Source organism: Streptomyces sp. NPDC050263, from assembly GCF_040655955.1.
GTDB lineage: Bacteria > Actinomycetota > Actinomycetes > Streptomycetales > Streptomycetaceae > Streptomyces.
Window position 1 is genome coordinate 101916 of sequence record NZ_JBFAKW010000005.1, and the last position, 16222, is coordinate 118137.

Genomic DNA, 16222 nt, shown 5'->3' on the forward strand with positions numbered 1-16222 from the left:
AGGTCGTCTTCCGGGTTCCGGCCACGTTCTGTATCAGCCATTGATACGCGCGGACGACGCCCGATTCCGGTCTGAGAGAATTGACCGCGTGATCTCCCGAATCGATCTGCGCGGCGACGCCCTCCCCGAGGGCCCCGCACTGCGCGACCTGCTGCCCCGAGCCGACTTCGACGTCTCGGCCGCCCTGGAGAAGGTGCGTCCGATCTGTGAGGCCGTGCATCACCGGGGCGACGCGGCGCTGATCGACTTCGCCGAGAGGTTCGACGGGGTGCGGCTGGAATCCGTACGGGTCCCGGCGCGGGCGATCGCCGAAGCACTGGAGCAGCTCGACCCGGCCGTGCGCGCGGCCCTGGAGGAGTCCATCCGCCGCACCCGGATCGTCCACCGCGAGCAGCGCCGTACGACGCACACGACACAGGTCGTGCCCGGCGGGTCGGTGACCGAGAAGTGGGTGCCGGTCGAGCGGGTCGGGCTGTACGCGCCCGGCGGCCGGTCGGTCTACCCGTCCTCCGTGATCATGAACGTCGTCCCGGCGCAGGAGGCCGGCGTCGCGTCCGTCGCGCTCGCCTCCCCGGCGCAGGCCGAGTTCGACGGCCTTCCGCACCCGACGATCCTCGCCGCCTGCGCGTTGCTCGGCGTCGACGAGGTCTACGCGGCCGGCGGCGCGACCGCCGTCGCGATGTTCGCCTACGGCACCGAGTCCTGCGCGCCCGCCGACATGGTCACCGGGCCGGGCAACATCTGGGTCGCCGCCGCCAAGCGCTACTTCACCGGCAAGATCGGCATCGACGCCGAGGCGGGCCCGACCGAGATCGCGGTCCTCGCCGACGACACGGCCGACCCGGTGCACGTGGCCGCCGACCTGATCAGCCAGGCCGAGCACGACCCGCTGGCCGCCGCCGTCCTGGTCACCGACTCCGTGGAACTGGCGGACGCGGTCGAGAAGGAGCTTCAGCCGCAGGTCGCGGCCACCAAGCACATCGAGGACCGGATCGTCCCGGCGCTGGCCGGCCGGCAGTCCGCGATCGTCCTGGTCGACGGCGTCGAGGAGGGCCTCAAGGTCGTCGACGCGTACGGCGCCGAGCACCTGGAGATCCAGACGGCCGACGCCGCCGCCGTGGCCGACCGGGTGAAGAACGCGGGCGCGATCTTCATCGGGCCCTGGGCGCCGGTCTCCCTGGGCGACTACGCGGCCGGGTCCAACCACGTGCTCCCCACCGGCGGCTGCGCCTGCCACTCCTCCGGGCTGTCCGTCCAGTCCTTCCTGCGGGGCATCCACATCGTCGACTACACGCGGGACGCGCTGGCCGAGGTCGCGCACCACGTGGTGACGCTGGCGGAGGCGGAGGACCTGCCCGCGCACGGCGCGGCGATCAAGGCCCGGTTCGAGTGGAAGGTACCGGCGAGCAAGTGAACTTCGGAATCGACGACCTCCCCGTACGGGACGAACTGCGCGGCAAGTCCCCCTACGGCGCGCCCCAGCTGGACGTGCCGGTACGGCTGAACACGAACGAGAACCCCTACCCGCTCCCCGAGGCGCTGGTCGAGCGCATCGCCGAGCGGGTGCGCGAGGCCGCCCGCGACCTCAACCGCTACCCGGACCGGGACGCCGTGGAGCTGCGCACCCGGCTCGCGCAGTACCTGACGGACACCTCCGGGTACGAGGTCGGCCTGGCCAACGTCTGGGCCGCCAACGGCTCCAACGAGGTCCTCCAGCAGCTGCTGCAGACCTTCGGCGGACCGGGCCGCAGCGCGATCGGCTTCGAGCCGTCGTACTCGATGCACGGGCTCATCTCGCGCGGCACCGGAACCGGCTGGATCTCGGGTCCCCGGCGCGAGGACTTCACCATCGACCTCGCGGCCGCCGAGCAGGCGATCGCCGAGCACCGTCCGGACGTCGTCTTCATCACCACCCCCAACAACCCCACCGGCACCGCGGTCCCGGCCGAGACGGTCCTCGCGCTGTACGAGGCCGCGCAGGCCGCGAAGCCGTCGATGGTGGTGGTCGACGAGGCGTACATCGAGTTCAGCCACGGCGACTCACTGCTGCCGCTGCTCGAAGGTCGGCCGAATCTCGTCGTCTCGCGCACGATGTCGAAGGCCTTCGGCGCGGCGGGACTGCGCCTCGGCTACCTCGCCGCGCACCCGGCGGTGGTGGACGCCGTCCAGCTCGTCCGGCTGCCGTACCACCTCTCGGCCGTCACCCAGGCGACCGCCCTGGCCGCGCTGGAGTACACCGAGACGCTGCTGAAGTACGTCGAGCAGCTGAAGTCGGAGCGGGACCGGCTGGTGGGCGAGCTGCTCGCGATCGGCTACGCGGTCACCGCGTCCGACGCCAACTTCGTGCAGTTCGGGCGGTTCGAAGACGCCCACGCGGTCTGGCAGCAGATCCTCGACCGGGGCGTCCTGGTCCGGGACAACGGCGTGCCCGGCTGGCTGCGGGTCACCGCAGGAACCCCCGAAGAGAACGACGCGTTCCTCGACGCGGTCCGTGAAGTCAAGAAGGAGCAGAGCGCATGAGCCGCGTAGGACGCATAGAGCGCACCACGAAGGAGACGTCGGTCCTCGTCGAGATCAACCTCGACGGCACCGGCAAGGTCGATGTGTCGACCGGCGTCGGCTTCTACGACCACATGCTCGACCAGCTCGGCCGGCACGGCCTGTTCGACCTGACCGTCAAGACCGACGGCGATCTGCACATCGACTCCCACCACACCATCGAGGACACCGCCCTCGCGCTGGGCGCCGCCTTCAAGCAGGCACTCGGCGACAAGGTGGGCATCTACCGCTTCGGCAACTGCACGGTCCCGCTGGACGAGTCCCTCGCCCAGGTCACCGTCGACCTCTCCGGCCGCCCGTACCTCGTGCACACCGAGCCCGAGAAGATGGCGCCGATGATCGGCGAGTACGACACCACGATGACCCGGCACATCCTGGAGTCGTTCGTCGCCCAGGCGCAGATCGCGCTGCACGTGCACGTGCCCTACGGGCGCAACGCGCACCACATCGTGGAGTGCCAGTTCAAGGCGCTGGCCCGGGCCCTGCGCTACGCCTCCGAGCGCGACCCGCGCGCGGCCGGCATTCTTCCCTCCACGAAGGGCGCCCTCTAAGCCATGACCGGACTGTCGACCATCCTGATCGTCGTCGGCCTCTTCCTCGCCGGCGGCATCTACTCCTTCGTCAAGCAGCAGATGCCGAAGAGCCTGATCGTGCTGCTCTCGATCGGCGCCACGATGTGTCTCGTCGCCGGCGTCGTGCGGCTGGAGGTGTGGAATTGAGCGCAGGAAGCACCGCGTCCAAGAAGGTCGTGGTCTTCGACTACGGCTTCGGCAACGTCCGCTCCGCCGAGCGCGCCCTCGCGCGCGCGGGGGCCGACGTCGAGATCACGCGTGACTTCGACACGGCCATGAACGCCGACGGGCTGCTGGTGCCGGGCGTCGGAGCCTTCGCCGCCTGCATGAAGGGCCTCAGGCAGGCCCGCGGCGACTGGATCATCGATCGCCGGCTGTCCGGCGGCCGCCCGGTGATGGGCATCTGCGTCGGCATGCAGATCCTGTTCGAGCGCGGCATCGAGCACGGCGTCGAGACCGCGGGCCTGGACGAATGGCCCGGCACGGTCGGCCCGCTCCAGGCCGACATCGTGCCCCACATGGGCTGGAACACCGTGCACGCGCCGGACGGCTCCGAGCTCTTCGCCGGGCTCGACGCGGACGCGCGCTTCTACTTCGTGCACTCCTACGCCGTCCACGACTGGTCCCTGGAAGTGCACAACGCGGCCATCCGCGCCCCCAAGGTGACCTGGTCGACGCACGGCAAGCCGTTCGTGGCCGCCGTGGAGAACGGCGCCCTGTGGGCCACGCAGTTCCACCCCGAGAAGTCCGGCGACGCCGGAGCCCAGCTCCTCACCAACTGGATCGGAACACTGTGAGCAAGCTCGAACTCCTCCCCGCCGTCGACGTCCGCGACGGTCAGGCCGTCCGGCTCGTGCACGGCGAGTCCGGGACCGAGACCTCCTACGGCTCCCCGCTCGAGGCCGCCCTCGCCTGGCAGCGCTCCGGCGCCGAGTGGCTGCACCTGGTCGACCTGGACGCCGCTTTCGGCACCGGCGACAACCGTGCCCTGATCGCCGAGGTCGCGAAGGCGATGGACATCAAGGTGGAGCTGTCCGGCGGCATCCGAGACGACGACACCCTGGCCGCCGCACTCGCCACCGGCTGCACGCGCGTGAACCTGGGCACGGCCGCCCTGGAGACGCCCGACTGGGTCGCCAAGGTCATCGCCGAGCACGGCGACAAGATCGCGGTGGGCCTGGACGTCCGGGGCACGACCCTGCGCGGCCGCGGCTGGACCCGCGACGGCGGCGACCTCTACGAGACGCTCGAGCGGCTCAACGGCGAGGGCTGCGCACGGTACGTCGTCACCGACATCGCCAAGGACGGCACGCTCCAGGGTCCGAACCTGGAGCTGCTGCGCAACGTGTGCGCGGCGACGGACCGGCCGGTCGTGGCGTCGGGCGGCGTGTCGTCCCTCGACGACCTCCGGGCCATCGCGGAGCTGGTCCCCCTCGGCGTCGAGGGCTCCATCGTCGGCAAGGCGCTCTACGCCAAGGCGTTCACCCTGGAAGAGGCCCTGGAGGCGGTAGCCAAGTGAGCGAGCTGCGACGCGTCACCACCGGCGCGCCCTGGGAGGAGGCCTTCGGCTACTCCCGCGCGGTGGAGCTGCCGAACGGCCTGGTCCTGGTCTCCGGCTGCACCTCGATCGTGGACGGCCAGATCGCCGGCGGCGGCCCCTACGAGCAGACGGTCAACGCCTTCAACGTCGCCTTCGCGGCGCTGGGGCAGCTGGGCCTCGGCAGCGACGACGTCGTGCGCACCCGCATGTACCTCACCCACGCGCGGGACGTGGAGGAGGTCGGACGCGCCCACAAGGAGCTGTTCGACGCCGTCCGGCCCGCCGCGTCCATGGTCATCGTCTCCGGCCTCGTGGACCCGAGTCTGGTCGTCGAGGTCGAGGTCGAGGCGTTCCGAGGGGAGTCCGCGCCATGAGCCTCGCCGTACGAGTCATCCCCTGCCTGGACGTGGACAACGGCCGGGTCGTCAAGGGCGTCAACTTCCAGAACCTGCGCGACGCGGGCGACCCCGTCGAGATGGCCAAGGTGTACGACGCCGAGGGCGCCGACGAGTTGACGTTCCTGGACATCACCGCCTCGTCGGGCAACCGCGAGACCACCTACGACGTGGTGCGCCGCACCGCCGAGCAGGTCTTCATCCCGCTGACCGTCGGCGGCGGGGTGCGCGCTCCCGAGGACGTCGACAAGCTGCTGCGGGCGGGTGCCGACAAGGTGGGCGTGAACACCGCGGCGATCGCCCGCCCCGAGCTGATCAAGGAGATCGCCGAGCGGTTCGGCAGCCAGGTCCTGGTGCTGTCGGTGGACGCCCGGCGGACCCCGTCGGGGAGCTTCGAGGTGACGACGCACGGCGGCCGCAAGGGCACCGGCATCGACGCCGTCGAGTGGGCGCACCGGGCGGCCGAGCTGGGCGCGGGCGAGATCCTGCTCAACTCGATGGACGCGGACGGCACGAAGGACGGCTACGACCTGGAGATGATCGCCGCGGTCCGGGGGTATGTGACGGTCCCGGTGATCGCCTCCGGCGGCGCCGGCAAGCTCGCCGACTTCGCGCCGGCCGTCGAGGCGGGCGCGGACGCGGTACTGGCGGCGTCGGTGTTCCACTTCGGCGATCTGCGGATCGGCCAGGTGAAGGACGCGCTGCGGGGGGCTGGGCATCCCGTGCGGTAGTTCGAGTCGTCATCCTCGGTAGTGAATGCAGTAGTGATCAAGGTTCCGGTGTGTCTAGGCTGCTCGTATGCCTGGAATCACGATCGAGTTCACCGAGGAAGAGCTGGCCGAGCTGCGCGCGGAGGCGAAGGAGCAGGGCGTCGCGATCAAGCGGCTGGCGCACGACATACTGACCGAGGACGTCGTGCGCCGGCGGCAGAAGCAGCGGTTCGTCGAGGGGGCTTCGAAATACGCCCGAGAGATCATGGCGGACTTCGAGGAACGGTTCCCGGCGGGGCTGCGGTAACCATGTACGTAGACGCGGGCTGGATCCTTAATGTTCAGATCGAGGTCTCGCCGGAAAACACCCCGATCCGTGACTGGGGTGCACTGCACTGCATGGCGGAGCGCCACAAGTACGAGCGCATCGCGGGCGAGCCCTATTACGAGGAAGTTGCGACGCGCGCGGCGACCTTCCTGCACACAGCTCTGAGACTCAGGCCGTTCACGGACTTCAACGCGTCGATCGGCATCGGCTGTATCCGCGCTTACATGGAGGCATCCGGGACGCCGGTCGAGCGACCACCAGGGGACTGGGCGAAACTCGTCGCCGACATCCGGGCCGACGAAGCCGATCTCACCGAGACAGCCCGCCTCCTACGCGAGTGGGCAGCCTGATCCGGCGGCTGCGCCTCCTCCGGCACCGCTCAGATCCCGAGCTGTTTGCCGCCGGACAGCTTGGCGATCGCGTCCTTCTCGCCGTCCAGCTCCACCTTTGCTGCGCTCTGGCGGCCGTACAGGAACAGCAGCAGCTCCGACGGCTCCCCGGTCGCCGTCACCACCGGCGTGCCCCGGTTGGCGACCGCCGTACGGCCGTCCGCGCGGCGCAGCACCAGGCCCGTCGGGGTCCCGCGGCCCATCAGGCGCGCGGTGCGCTCCAGGCGGGACCACAGCGCGTCCTGGAACACCGGGTCGAGCTCGCGCGCAGTCCAGTCGGGCCGGGCGCGGCGGACGTCCTCGGTGTGGACGTAGAACTCGATCGTGTTCGACGCCTCGTCCAGCTGCTTGAGCTGGAAGGGGGAGAAGCGCGGCGGGCCCGTGCGGATCAGCTGGAGGAGTTCCTCGTACGGCTTGGCGGCGAACTCTTCCATCACCTTGTCCAGGCGGGACGCGAGCTGTTTGATCAGGATCCCCCCGGCGGCGTCCGGCCGGCGCTCGCGCACCACCACGTGCGCCGCAAGGTCCCGGGTCTGCCAGCCCTCGCAGAGGGTCGGCGCCTCGGGACCCGCGGTCTCCAAGAGGTCGGCGAGCAGGAGCCGTTCACGTTTGGCGAAAGTCGACATGGAGTCAGCCTACGACTGCGTAACGGGTCCGCACAGTGGACACCCCACGGTCACTGTCAGTGGCGCGCGGCACAATGGCAGGCATGACCAGCACGCCCCCGCCCAGCCCCCTCGACCCCGAGATCGCCGCGCGCCTCAAGCGCAGCGCCGACGGGCTCGTCCCCGCCATCGCCCAGCAGTACGACACCGGTGAGGTGCTCATGCTCGGCTGGATGGACGACGAGGCGCTGCACCGCACGCTCACCACCGGCCGCTGTACCTACTGGTCGCGCAGCCGCCGGGAGTACTGGGTCAAGGGCGACACCTCCGGCCACTTCCAGTGGGTCAAGTCGGTCGCCCTCGACTGCGACGCCGACACCGTGCTCGTCAAGGTCGACCAGGTCGGCGCCGCCTGCCACACCGGCGCACGCACCTGCTTCGACGCCGATGTGCTCCTGAAGGACGGCGTCGGTTCCGGTACCCCCGCCTCGGATCAGTAAGGTCAGCCGCCATGGACCTCGAGACGTTCCGCAAGCTGGCCACCGACCGCCGGGTCATCCCGGTCACCCGCAAGCTCCTCGCCGACGGCGACACCCCGGTCGCGCTCTACCGCAAGCTCGCCGCCGAGCGCACCGGCACCTTCCTGCTGGAGTCCGCGGAGAACGGCCGCTCCTGGTCCCGGTACTCCTTCGTGGGCGTCCGCAGCTCCGCCACGCTCACCGCGCTCGACGGACAGGCCCACTGGCTCGGCACCCCGCCCGTCGGCGTCCCCGTCGAGGGAGACCCGCTCGCCGCGCTGCGCGCCACCATCGAGGCCCTGCACACCCCCCACCAGGAGGGCATGCCGCCCTTCACCGGCGGCATGGTCGGCTACCTCGGCTACGACATCGTCCGCCGCCTGGAGAAGATCGGCCCCGGCGAGCGCGACGACCTGCGGCTCCCCGAGCTGACCATGCTCCTGACCAGCGATCTCGCCGTCATGGACCACTGGGAGGGCTCCGTCCTGCTGATCGCCAACGCGATCAACCACAACGACCTCGACACGGGCGTGGACGAGTCGTACGCGGACGCGACGGCCCGGCTCGACGCCATGGAGGCCGACCTCGCCCGCCCGGTCGCCCAGCCGCCCGCCGTCCTGCCGCCCTCCGAACTGCCCGAGTACACCGCCCGGTGGGGCGGCCCCGACTTCCAGCGGGCCGTCGAGGACGTCAAGGAGCGCATCCGCGCGGGCGAGGCCTTCCAGGTTGTCCCCTCACAGCGCTTCGAGACGAAGTGCACGGCGAGCGCGCTGGACGTGTACCGGGTGCTGCGCGCCACCAACCCCTCCCCGTACATGTACCTGTTCCGCTTCGACGGCTTCGACGTCGTCGGCTCCTCCCCCGAGGCCCTGGTCAAGGTCGAGGACGGCCATGCCATGGTCCACCCCATCGCCGGCACCCGGCACCGCGGGGCCACCCCGCAGGAGGACCAGGCCCTCGCCGACGAACTGCTCGCCGACCCCAAGGAACGCGCCGAGCACCTCATGCTCGTCGACCTGGGCCGCAACGACCTGGGCCGGGTCTGCGAGCCGGGCACGGTCGAGGTCGTCGACTTCATGTCCGTCGAGCGGTACTCGCACGTGATGCACATCGTCTCCACGGTCACCGGCAAGGTCGCCACCGGCCGCACCGCGTTCGACGTCCTCACCGCCTGCTTCCCCGCCGGCACCCTCTCCGGCGCCCCCAAGCCGCGCGCGATGCAGATCATCGACGAACTGGAGCCCTCCCGACGCGGCCTGTACGGCGGCTGCGTGGGCTATCTGGACTTCGCGGGCGACTCCGACACCGCCATCGCCATCCGCACGGCCCTGCTGCGCGACGGAACCGCCTACGTCCAGGCCGGCGCGGGCATCGTCGCCGACTCCGACCCGGTCGCCGAGGACCAGGAGTGCCGCAACAAGGCGGCGGCCGTACTGCGCGCGGTCCACACCGCCAACCGGCTCGCCGGATAGCCGCCGTCCCGACAGTGGGGCGTGCATCACGTGAACCCCGGGTGACGGTTCGCCCGGGGTTCAGGCGATAGTGGGTACGTGACTGCTGTTCCGCACCCCCGTTCCGAAGCCGCCTCCGCCCGGTCGGGCCGCCTGAGCCTCGCCGTAGCCCTGCTGTGCGGTGCGCTGGGCGCGGCCGTGGCCCTGCTGTCCACCCGGCAGCGCTGGTCGGAGGGCACGGCGACGGTCGCCGGCGGCGCCTTCCCGCTCACCGCCAAGGGCAGCGACGTCACGGGCCTGCCCGCGGCGCTCGCCATAGTGGGCCTCGCCGCGCTCGTCGCCGTCTTCGCCGTCCGCCGGGCCGGACGCTTCGCGGTCTCCGCCCTGCTCGCGCTCGCCGGCGCCGGGATCATGACCGCCGCGCTGCTCGGCGCCACCGACGGCTCCGCACTCGACGAACAGGCCGCCAAGGCCTCCGGCGACACCACGGCCACCGTCGCCTCGTTCAGCCACACCGCCTGGCCCTACGCCGCGGCCGTGGGCGGCGCGCTGATCCTCCTGGCCGGCCTGCTCGCCCTGCGCTACGGCCGACTGTGGCCCGCCATGTCCGGCCGCTACGAACGCGACGGGACCCCGCGCCCCCGGCGCGCGGCCCGGCCCGTCGACCCCGACCGTCCCGAGGACATGTGGAAGGCCCTGGACCGCGGTGAGGACCCGACGGGCATGGATCCGGCCTGATCACCTCTCCCGGCCTCCCTCGACCGGCTCCGTACCTCTCCGCACCTCTCCGTATCGCTCCGTACTTCTCCGGCGTCGGTCTCGATGTGGTGAATCAGACGTGATCGATGACCACCCCCGCGTCCCGTACGCGTGCGCGTACGGGACAATGGGAAGACGAACGTCCGGCTCGGACGGACACAGAGACAGCACTGAGGAGCAAGACATGGCGGGCAGCAGCCACGGACACACCCCGGCCGCCTGGACCGGTGTCACCATCGCCATCATCGGTTTCACCGTCGCGGGCACGTTCATGGTGATGGCCGAGCCGCTCGGCTTCTGGGCCGGCATGGCGATCGTGGCTCTCGCCGGTGTCGTCGGCATGGCGATGCGCGCGGCGGGCCTCGGCCAGTCGCGGACCGCGCACCCGGTGCACCGGGTCGCGGCCACCCCGGCCGCGACCGCGACCCGTGAGCCGGCCAGCGTCGAGGGCTGAGTCTCCCGCGACTTCGTGAGGGGCGGCCGGTGCGCAACCGGCCGCCCCTCACGCGCGCGCGTGCGCACCGGCGGGGCACAATGCGAGGCGTGAACGCCGACAGCCAGAGGGTGACGTCCACGACCGCTAGACGACTGGCCGTGCCCGCCGGGATCCTCGCGGCCGTCGCCGGGGCCTTCGCCTATGTCGGGGCCGTCGACCCCAACGAGCCCGGCCACTACCCCGCCTGCCCCCTGCTGCGCTACACGGGCCTGTACTGCCCCGGGTGCGGCGGCCTGCGCAGCGCGCACGCCGTCGTGCACGGCGACTTCCAGGCCGCCCTCCAGGACAACGCCCTCGCCGTCCTGGCCTATCTGGGCTTCGCGGCCCTGTGGACCGTCTGGGTGGTCCGCGTGGCCCGTGGACGGCCGGTGCGCGTCGACCTCACGTCGGTGCAGCTCTGGGCGGCGGGCGCGTTGCTGCTGGTCTTCACGGTTGTCCGGAACCTGCCGGTCGGTGGCTGGCTACACCCTTGATCAACAGGCGGTGGTCCAGGTACTGGGACCGCCGTCAACCGGATGTGAGGCCTTCGCCTTCCTCCGGATACCATCGCAGTGACCACCTTTTTTCGCTGGTCGCTGGAACTGCCACCCGTCTCTCAGCTGGAAGGGGGCCGCTCGCGTGAGTGTGCTCGACGAGATCATCGACGGAGTCCGTGCCGACCTCGCGGAGCGGCAGGCGCGCGTCAGCCTCGACGAGCTCAAGGAGCGTGCGGCGAAGGCCCCCGCGGCCAAGGACGGGGTAGCCGCACTCCGGGGCGACGGCGTCAAGGTCATCTGCGAGGTCAAGCGCTCCAGCCCGTCCAAGGGCGCGCTGGCCGCGATCGCCGACCCGGCGGGCCTTGCCGCCGACTACGAGGCGGGCGGCGCGGCCGTCATCTCCGTCCTCACCGAACAGCGCCGCTTCGGCGGCTCGCTGGCCGACCTGGAGGCCGTCCGCGCGCGGGTGGACATCCCGGTCCTGCGCAAGGACTTCATCGTCACCTCGTACCAGCTGTGGGAGGCCCGCGCGTACGGCGCCGACCTCGCGCTGCTGATCGTCGCCGCCCTCGAGCAGTCGGCCCTGGAGTCGCTGATCGAGCGTGCCGTCTCCATCGGCCTGACCCCGCTCGTCGAGGTCCACGACGAGGACGAGGTCGACCGCGCGGTCGACGCGGGCGCCAAGGTGATCGGGGTCAACGCGCGCAACCTGAAGACCCTCGAGGTCGACCGGGGCACCTTCGAGCGCGTCGCCCCCGAGATCCCGGCTCACATCGTCAAGATCGCCGAGTCCGGAGTCCGTGGCCCGCATGACCTCATCGCCTACGCCAACGCCGGCGCCGACGCGGTCCTGGTCGGCGAGTCCCTGGTGACGGGCCGCGACCCGAAGACGGCGGTGGCCGACCTGGTCGCGGCGGGCGAACACCCGGCACTGCGCCACGGCCGCAGTTGATCACCCGGTAGGCTTGCCCCGATGACTCCGACGACACCCGCGTCCGCCATGGACCGGTACGCCCGCCTCGCGCGTGGCTGCCGTCCGCGTGGCTGCCGCGCGCCGGCACGCAGGGTGCACGGCCGCAGGGTGCGGTACGTCATCGGAGACGAGCCGGGCCAGGTGAACGGCATGCGATGGCAGCGCGCCCCTGAGGGGCGCGGGGCTCTGTTCGATCTGCGGCTTCCGCCGCGCGGGCGTCACCAGCCACATCCGGCCTGAGGCCGTCCGACAAGCTCCGCCCCCACGGCGATCAGTGTTTTCCACAAACTCACCGTGAGGTTTCCGCATGCCCAGCGAGTTCTTCATTCCCGACCCCGAGGGTCAAGTCCCCAACACCGAGGGCTACTTCGGCGCGTTCGGCGGCAAGTTCATCCCGGAGGCCCTCGTCGCCGCCGTCGACGAGGTCGCCGTCGAGTACGACAAGGCCAAGCACGACCCCGAGTTCGCGCGCGAGCTCGAGGACCTGCTGGTCCACTACACCGGCCGCCCCTCGCAGCTCACCGAGGTCCCCCGGTTCGCCGCGGAAGCGGGCGGCGCCCGGGTCTTCCTCAAGCGCGAGGATCTCAACCACACCGGCTCTCACAAGATCAACAACGTGCTCGGCCAGGCGCTGCTCACCAAGCGCATGGGCAAGACGCGCGTGATCGCCGAGACCGGCGCGGGCCAGCACGGCGTGGCCACGGCCACCGCCTGCGCCCTGTTCGGTCTCGAGTGCACGATCTACATGGGCGAGATCGACACCCGGCGCCAGGCCCTCAACGTGGCCCGTATGCGCATGCTGGGCGCCGAGGTCGTGGCCGTGAAGTCCGGCAGCCGCACGCTGAAGGACGCCATCAACGAGGCCTTCCGCGACTGGGTCGCCAACGTCGACCGCACCCACTACCTGTTCGGCACGGTCGCAGGCCCGCACCCCTTCCCGGCGATGGTCCGCGACTTCCACCGCGTCATCGGCGTCGAGGCCCGCCGCCAGATCCTGGAGCGCGCCGGCCGCCTGCCCGACGCGGCGGTCGCCTGCGTCGGCGGCGGCTCCAACGCCATCGGCCTCTTCCACGCGTTCATCCCGGACGCCGACGTCCGGCTGATCGGCTGCGAGCCGGCCGGCCACGGCATCGAGACCGGCGAGCACGCGGCCACCCTCACCGCGGGCGAGCCCGGCATCCTGCACGGCTCCCGCTCCTACGTCCTCCAGGACGACGAGGGTCAGATCACCGAGCCGTACTCCATCTCGGCGGGCCTGGACTACCCGGGCATCGGCCCCGAGCACTCCTACCTCAAGGACAGCGGCCGCGGCGAGTACCGCGCGGTCACCGACGACGCGGCCATGCAGGCGCTGCGTCTGCTGTCGCGCACCGAGGGCATCATCCCGGCCATCGAGAGCGCCCACGCGCTGGCCGGGGCCCTGGAGGTCGGCAGGGAGCTCGGCAAGGACGGGCTGATCATCGTCAACCTGTCCGGCCGCGGGGACAAGGACATGGACACGGCCGCCCGCTACTTCGGGCTGTACGACACCGACGCCGAGGTCGCCGCCAACACGGCCGACACCGCCGAGATCGAGGGGGACGCCAAGTGAGCGGCAACATCCAACTGCTGTCGGACACCCTCGCCGCCGCCAAGGCGGACGGCCGGGCCGCGCTCATCGCCTACCTCCCGGCCGGGTTCCCGACCGTGGACGGCGGCATCGAGGCGATCAAGGCCGTGCTCGACGGCGGCGCGGACGTGGTCGAGGTCGGTCTGCCGCACAGCGACCCCGTCCTCGACGGCCCGGTCATCCAGACCGCCGACGACATCGCCCTGCGCGGCGGGGTGCGTATCGCGGACGTCATGCGCACGGTGCGCGAGGCCTTCGAGGCCACCGGCAGGCCGATCCTCGTCATGACGTACTGGAACCCCATCGACCGCTACGGCGTCGAGCGGTTCACCGCCGAGCTGGCCGAGGCGGGCGGGGCGGGCTGCATCCTGCCCGACCTGCCGGTGCAGGAGGCGGCGCTGTGGAGGGAACACGCCGCGAAGCACGGCCTCGCGACGGTCTTCGTCGTGGCGCCGAGCAGCAAGGACGCACGGCTCGCGCAGATCACCGAGGCGGGCAGCGGCTTCGTCTACGCCGCCTCGCTGATGGGCGTCACCGGCACCCGTGAGTCGGTCGGCGCGCAGGCCCAGGACCTGGTGGAGCGGACCCGGGCCACCGGCACCGGCCTGCCCGTCTGCGTCGGCCTCGGCGTCTCCGACGCGCGGCAGGCCGCCGAGGTGGCGGGCTTCGCCGACGGCGTGATCGTCGGCTCGGCCTTCGTCAAGCGGATGCTGGACGCGCCGGACGACGCGGCCGGCGTCGAGGCGGTCCGCGCGCTCGCGGGCGACCTGGCGAAGGGCGTGCGCGGACAGGCGTGAGCGGTCGGGCATGAGCGCTCAGGCGTAACGGGAGGTTCGGTCACCCGAACGGGTGGACCTGGGGTCGGGGAGGCGCATTGCGCCTCCCCGGTTCGTTCTGGGGGTGTGAGCGAGAAGAATCGTGACGGAAAGCGCACTGCCCGGGAGCGGCTGGCCGCGGAGCGCGACAAGCAGAAGGCCGCCGAGCGGCGTCGGCGCACACTGATCGTCGGCGCGAGCGTGGTCTGTGTGCTGGGGCTGGCCGCGGTGATCGGCGTCGTCGCCGCGAACTCCGGCAAGGACGACAGCAGCGACAAGGCGGGCCCGATCGTGGCGCCCTCGGGCGCGCAGGGCGAGGACGCGCTGGCGATCCCCGTCGGCAAGGACACCGCCAAGTCCACGCTCACGGTGTGGGAGGACTTCCGCTGCCCGGCCTGCAAGGCCTTCGAGACGGCGTACCGACCCACGATCCACGAGCTGGCGGAAGCCGGAAAGCTCAAGGTCGAGTACCACCTGGCCACCCTCATCGACGGGAACATGGGCGGCAGCGGCTCCCGCAACGCGGCCAACGCGGCGGCCTGCGCCCAGGACGTCGGAAAGTTCACCGCTTACCACGACGTGCTGTTCGAGAACCAGCCGGAGGAAACGAAGGACACCTACGCCGAGAACAGCAGACTCATCGAGCTCGCGGCCGAGGTCGACGGTCTCGACACGCCGGCGTTTCGCACCTGTGTCGAGGACGGCACGCACAACAGCTGGGTCGACAAGTCGAACCAGGCCTTCCAGAACGGCCGCTTCGGCGGCACGCCGACCGTGTTGTTCAACGGCAAGAACATCTACCAGGACCAGTCGATGACGCCGGCGAAGCTGAAGCAGATGGTGCAGGACGCCGACAACGGGTGACGCTGGGTGAGCCCCGGGGCGAGTCTTTTCACACCCTCCCGTTATGGAGCCGTAGCCGGGCCGCCTTGCCGCTGGCCCGGTCCGGCAAGGTAGCGTCGACCCTGCCATGGAACTTGCCTACATTCCCAGCCCGTCGCACGGAGTGCTGTACCTCGGCCCCGTTCCGCTGCGCGGCTACGCGTTCTGCATCATCATCGGCGTCTTCGTCGCGGTCTGGCTCGGCAACAGGCGTTGGCTCGCCCGGGGCGGGCGGGCCGGCACGGTCGCCGACATCGCCGTCTGGGCGGTGCCCTTCGGACTGCTGGGCGGCCGGCTCTACCACGTGATCACGGACTACGAGCTGTACTTCAGCGAGGGCCGTGACTGGGTGGACTCCTTCAAGGTGTGGGAGGGCGGCCTCGGTATCTGGGGCGCGATCTCGCTCGGTGCGGTGGGCGCGTGGATCGGCTGCCGCCGTCGGGGCATCGCACTGCCGGCGTACGCGGACGCCATCGCGCCCGGCATCGCCCTCGCACAGGCCATCGGCCGCTGGGGCAACTGGTTCAACCAGGAGCTGTACGGCAAGGAGACCGACCTCCCCTGGGCACTGCACATCACGTCCTCCGCGGACGGCCGGGTGCCGGGCTACTACCACCCGACGTTCCTGTACGAGTCGCTGTGGTGCATCGGCGTCGCGCTCCTCGTCATCTGGGCCGACCGCCGCTTCAAGCTGGGCCACGGCCGCGCGTTCGCGCTGTATGTCGCCGGGTACTGCGCGGGCCGCGCGTGGATCGAGAACATGCGTGTCGACGACGCCCACCACATCCTCGGCCTGCGGCTCAACGTCTGGACCGCGCTGATCGTGTTCCTGCTCGCGGTGACGTACATCGTGATCTCGGCGAAGAAGCGGCCGGGGCGCGAAGAGGTTGTCGAGCCCGGTGCGGAGGCCTCCGACGGCGAGGCGGAAGCCGACGGCGAGGGCGACGGCGAGGCCAAGTCGGAGGACGCGGCCAAGGACAAGGCCGACGCCGAAGCTGACGACACAGACACCGACACCGACACCAAGGCCGGCGTCAAGGCTGAAGCCAAGGACGATGACGAGGCGAAGGTCGAGTCCGAGGCCGACGCTGTCGACGTGAAGAAGGACGAAGCCGAGTCGGCCGGTAAGAAGGGCTGACGGCTGC

At 71.1% G+C, this 16222-nt stretch carries 21 protein-coding genes; 20 read left to right on the forward strand and 1 reads right to left on the reverse strand.

Going from position 1 to position 16222, the window contains the following annotated elements; genetic code table 11:
- The first annotated feature begins 88 nt into the window (after positions 1–88).
- From hisD to AB0J04_RS03695, 10 genes are all read left to right on the forward strand, one after another.
- Positions 89–1414, forward strand: coding sequence for a histidinol dehydrogenase (hisD, locus tag AB0J04_RS03650; RefSeq protein ID WP_363166727.1), 1326 nt, complete (start codon positions 89–91; stop codon positions 1412–1414).
- Positions 1411–2520, forward strand: a complete 1110-nt coding sequence (locus tag AB0J04_RS03655; protein WP_363166728.1) for a histidinol-phosphate transaminase — start codon at positions 1411–1413, stop codon at positions 2518–2520. The genes hisD and AB0J04_RS03655 overlap by 4 nt, the downstream gene beginning before the upstream one ends.
- Positions 2517–3110 carry an imidazoleglycerol-phosphate dehydratase HisB gene (gene hisB / locus AB0J04_RS03660; RefSeq protein ID WP_363166729.1) on the forward strand — a complete coding sequence of 198 codons (594 nt, stop codon included), beginning with the start codon at positions 2517–2519 and terminating at the stop codon, positions 3108–3110. The genes AB0J04_RS03655 and hisB overlap by 4 nt, the downstream gene beginning before the upstream one ends.
- Before the next feature lie 3 nt (positions 3111–3113).
- Positions 3114–3278, forward strand: a complete 165-nt coding sequence (locus tag AB0J04_RS03665) for a hypothetical protein (RefSeq protein WP_329216336.1) — start codon at positions 3114–3116, stop codon at positions 3276–3278.
- Positions 3269–3928 carry an imidazole glycerol phosphate synthase subunit HisH gene (gene hisH, locus AB0J04_RS03670; protein WP_363166730.1) on the forward strand — a complete coding sequence of 220 codons (660 nt, stop codon included), beginning with the start codon at positions 3269–3271 and terminating at the stop codon, positions 3926–3928. Before AB0J04_RS03665 ends, hisH begins: the two co-directional genes overlap by 10 nt.
- Positions 3925–4650 (forward strand): bifunctional 1-(5-phosphoribosyl)-5-((5-phosphoribosylamino)methylideneamino)imidazole-4-carboxamide isomerase/phosphoribosylanthranilate isomerase PriA, encoded by a 726-nt coding sequence (gene priA, locus AB0J04_RS03675; protein WP_363166731.1) that lies wholly within the window; start codon positions 3925–3927, stop codon positions 4648–4650. Before hisH ends, priA begins: the two co-directional genes overlap by 4 nt.
- Positions 4647–5045 carry a RidA family protein gene (locus AB0J04_RS03680; protein ID WP_363166732.1) on the forward strand — a complete coding sequence of 133 codons (399 nt, stop codon included), beginning with the start codon at positions 4647–4649 and terminating at the stop codon, positions 5043–5045. Before priA ends, AB0J04_RS03680 begins: the two co-directional genes overlap by 4 nt.
- Positions 5042–5797 carry an imidazole glycerol phosphate synthase subunit HisF gene (hisF, locus tag AB0J04_RS03685; protein WP_363166733.1) on the forward strand — a complete coding sequence of 252 codons (756 nt, stop codon included), beginning with the start codon at positions 5042–5044 and terminating at the stop codon, positions 5795–5797. Before AB0J04_RS03680 ends, hisF begins: the two co-directional genes overlap by 4 nt.
- Before the next feature lie 67 nt (positions 5798–5864).
- Positions 5865–6083 (forward strand): hypothetical protein, encoded by a 219-nt coding sequence (locus AB0J04_RS03690; RefSeq protein ID WP_030186025.1) that lies wholly within the window; start codon positions 5865–5867, stop codon positions 6081–6083.
- Positions 6084–6085: 2 nt separating this feature from the next.
- Positions 6086–6454, forward strand: a complete 369-nt coding sequence (locus AB0J04_RS03695) for a hypothetical protein (RefSeq protein WP_363166734.1) — start codon at positions 6086–6088, stop codon at positions 6452–6454.
- 29 nt (positions 6455–6483) lie between these two features.
- Here the strand turns inward: AB0J04_RS03695 and AB0J04_RS03700 are convergent, their stop codons facing one another.
- On the reverse strand, positions 6484–7119 hold the full coding sequence (locus AB0J04_RS03700) for a TIGR03085 family metal-binding protein (RefSeq protein ID WP_363166735.1): 636 nt from the start codon (positions 7117–7119) through the stop codon (positions 6484–6486).
- Between the two features lie 83 nt (positions 7120–7202).
- Between AB0J04_RS03700 and hisI the strand changes: the two genes are divergently transcribed.
- From hisI to lgt, 10 genes are all read left to right on the forward strand, one after another.
- Entirely contained in the window at positions 7203–7598 is a 396-nt protein-coding gene (gene hisI, locus AB0J04_RS03705) for a phosphoribosyl-AMP cyclohydrolase (protein WP_363166736.1), read from the forward strand.
- A gap of 11 nt (positions 7599–7609) precedes the next feature.
- Entirely contained in the window at positions 7610–9088 is a 1479-nt protein-coding gene (locus AB0J04_RS03710) for an anthranilate synthase component I (protein WP_363166737.1), read from the forward strand.
- 78 nt (positions 9089–9166) lie between these two features.
- The gene (locus tag AB0J04_RS03715; RefSeq protein WP_363166738.1) at positions 9167–9805 is read left to right on the forward strand and encodes a TIGR02234 family membrane protein; all 639 of its coding nucleotides are present in this window, start codon (positions 9167–9169) and stop codon (positions 9803–9805) included.
- 205 nt (positions 9806–10010) lie between these two features.
- Positions 10011–10280 (forward strand): HGxxPAAW family protein, encoded by a 270-nt coding sequence (locus AB0J04_RS03720; RefSeq protein WP_363166739.1) that lies wholly within the window; start codon positions 10011–10013, stop codon positions 10278–10280.
- A gap of 80 nt (positions 10281–10360) precedes the next feature.
- A complete protein-coding gene (locus AB0J04_RS03725) occupies positions 10361–10795 on the forward strand; it encodes a DUF2752 domain-containing protein (protein WP_363166740.1) in 435 nt (144 codons plus the stop codon).
- Between the two features lie 145 nt (positions 10796–10940).
- Entirely contained in the window at positions 10941–11750 is an 810-nt protein-coding gene (gene trpC, locus AB0J04_RS03730) for an indole-3-glycerol phosphate synthase TrpC (protein ID WP_363166741.1), read from the forward strand.
- Positions 11751–12078: 328 nt separating this feature from the next.
- Positions 12079–13362, forward strand: coding sequence for a tryptophan synthase subunit beta (gene trpB, locus AB0J04_RS03735; RefSeq protein WP_363166742.1), 1284 nt, complete (start codon positions 12079–12081; stop codon positions 13360–13362).
- Positions 13359–14177, forward strand: coding sequence for a tryptophan synthase subunit alpha (trpA, locus tag AB0J04_RS03740; RefSeq protein ID WP_363166743.1), 819 nt, complete (start codon positions 13359–13361; stop codon positions 14175–14177). Before trpB ends, trpA begins: the two co-directional genes overlap by 4 nt.
- A gap of 105 nt (positions 14178–14282) precedes the next feature.
- Positions 14283–15059: a thioredoxin domain-containing protein gene (locus tag AB0J04_RS03745; protein ID WP_363166744.1), complete on the forward strand. Its 777-nt coding sequence runs from the start codon at positions 14283–14285 to the stop codon at positions 15057–15059.
- A gap of 106 nt (positions 15060–15165) precedes the next feature.
- Positions 15166–16215 carry a prolipoprotein diacylglyceryl transferase gene (lgt, locus tag AB0J04_RS03750; RefSeq protein ID WP_363166745.1) on the forward strand — a complete coding sequence of 350 codons (1050 nt, stop codon included), beginning with the start codon at positions 15166–15168 and terminating at the stop codon, positions 16213–16215.
- Positions 16216–16222 lie beyond the last annotated feature (7 nt).